Annotated in this window: 1 protein-coding gene; it reads right to left on the bottom strand. The window is 54.2% G+C overall.

Going from position 1 to position 2,026, the window contains the following annotated elements; all coding sequences use genetic code 11:
* Nucleotides 1-12: 12 nt before the first annotated feature.
* Nucleotides 13-2,026 (bottom strand): translation initiation factor IF-2 (infB, locus tag A918_RS0112190; RefSeq protein ID WP_022711340.1); only part of this gene is annotated, 2,014 nt, incomplete at its 5' end.

Here is a 2,026-nt window from a genome sequence, read left to right as displayed (position 1 = left end):
CTGCTTTGCTGATTACAGCGTACGCGTGATCATCTCAACGCGGAACGCTTCGATGATGTCGCCTGCGCGTACATCTTCGTAGTTTTCAAATGCCATACCGCATTCCTGACCCATCGGCACTTCGGCAACTTCGTCCTTGAAGCGCTTGAGTGTCTTGAGCTTGCCTTCGTGGATAACCACGTTGTCGCGGATAAGGCGTACACCGGCGCCACGCTCGACTTTACCGTCAACAACACGGCAACCGGCAACTTTACCGACTTTGGTGATGTTGAAGACTTCAAGAATTTCAGCGTTACCGATGAAGGTTTCACGACGTTCTGGCGGCAGAAGACCGGACATCGCTGCTTTCACATCATCAATCAGATCATAGATGATGTTGTAGTAGCGGATTTCGATACCCTGCTGTTCGGCGGCATCACGAGCCTGTTTGTTGGCGCGGACGTTGAAGCCGATGATGGCAGCATTTGATGCTTCAGCCAGCGAGATATCGCTTTCTGTGATACCACCGGCACCCGAATGCACGATGCGTGCGCGGACTTCATCAGTGCCGAGCTTGTCGAGAGAAGCGATAATCGCTTCAACCGAACCCTGCACGTCACCCTTGATAACCAGCGGGAACTCTTTGAGACCGCTCGACTGCAGATTAGACATCATCTGCTCAAGGGAACCGCGCGAGCCTGCCTGACGGGCAACGGCCTTATCGCGGGCAAGACGCTGACGATATTCAGAAATTTCGCGCGCCTTGGCTTCGTTGGCAACAACCGCAAAGCGGTCACCAGCCTGCGGAGTGCCGGACAGACCGAGAATTTCCACCGGCATTGCAGGGGAGGCTTCTTTCACATGGTCGCCATGGTCATTGACGAGGGCGCGAACGCGACCCCATGCACTGCCGGCGATGATGATTTCACCCGGATGCAATGTACCCTTCTGAACCAGAACGGTTGCAACCGCACCGCGACCGCGGTCAAGCTGAGCTTCAATAACCACACCTTCAGCTGTACGCTCAGGATCGGCTTTAAGATCAAGAATTTCAGCCTGCAACAGAACGGCTTCAAGCAGCTTGTCGAGGTTGATTTTGTTCTTGGCGGAAACTTCCACATCAAGCACTTCACCGCCCATGGTTTCCACGAACACATCGTGTTGCAGCAGGGCATTACGTACTTTTTGCGGATCAGCGGTCGGCTTATCGATCTTGTTGATCGCCACGATGATCGGAACACCGGCTGCTTTGGCGTGGTTGATCGATTCAATCGTCTGCGGCATCACGCTGTCATCAGCGGCAACCACCAGAATGGCGATATCGGTTGCCTGCGCACCACGGGCACGCATCTGCGTAAAGGCCGCGTGACCAGGCGTATCGATAAAGGTGATTTTCTGGCCGTTCTGTTCAACCTGATAAGCACCGATATGCTGGGTAATACCACCGGCTTCACCCGATACCACATTTGCCTGACGAATTGCATCGAGCAGCGAGGTCTTACCATGGTCAACGTGACCCATAATGGTAACAACCGGCGGACGCGGCAGCATTGCGCTGAGATTGTCTTCCACGTTGAAGATACCTTCTTCAACGTCGGATTCCGCAACACGCTTAACGGTATGGCCGAATTCTTCCGCGATCAGCTGTGCCAGATCGGAATCGATCACATCGCCCGGCTTCATCATCTGCCCCTGTTTCATCAGGTATTTGATGATGTCCACGGCACGTTCCGTCATACGCTGTGCCAGTTCCTGAATGGTAATGGTTTCAGGAATAGTCACTTCACGGGAGATCTTTTCACGGACTTCCTGCATCTGCGAGCGCTTGAACTTTTCCTGACGGCGACGCATAGCCGAAAGCGAACGCGAACGGCCTTCGTCTTCCAGATTGCTGTTCAGGGTCAGTTTGCCGCGACGGCGATCTTCTTCAGCCTTGGTCGGCTTCGTAGCGCGCACTTCCGGCTTCGCAGGTACGTTACGACGTACGCCTGCACCACCACGACGATCATCATCATCATCATTCTGCGGCTTGCGGTTCAGAACCTGC

The sequence above is a fragment of the Pseudochrobactrum sp. AO18b genome, from assembly GCF_000409565.1.
GTDB classification, from domain to species: Bacteria; Pseudomonadota; Alphaproteobacteria; order Rhizobiales; family Rhizobiaceae; genus Pseudochrobactrum; species Pseudochrobactrum saccharolyticum.
This window is presented reverse-complemented; position numbering and strand designations above follow the sequence as displayed.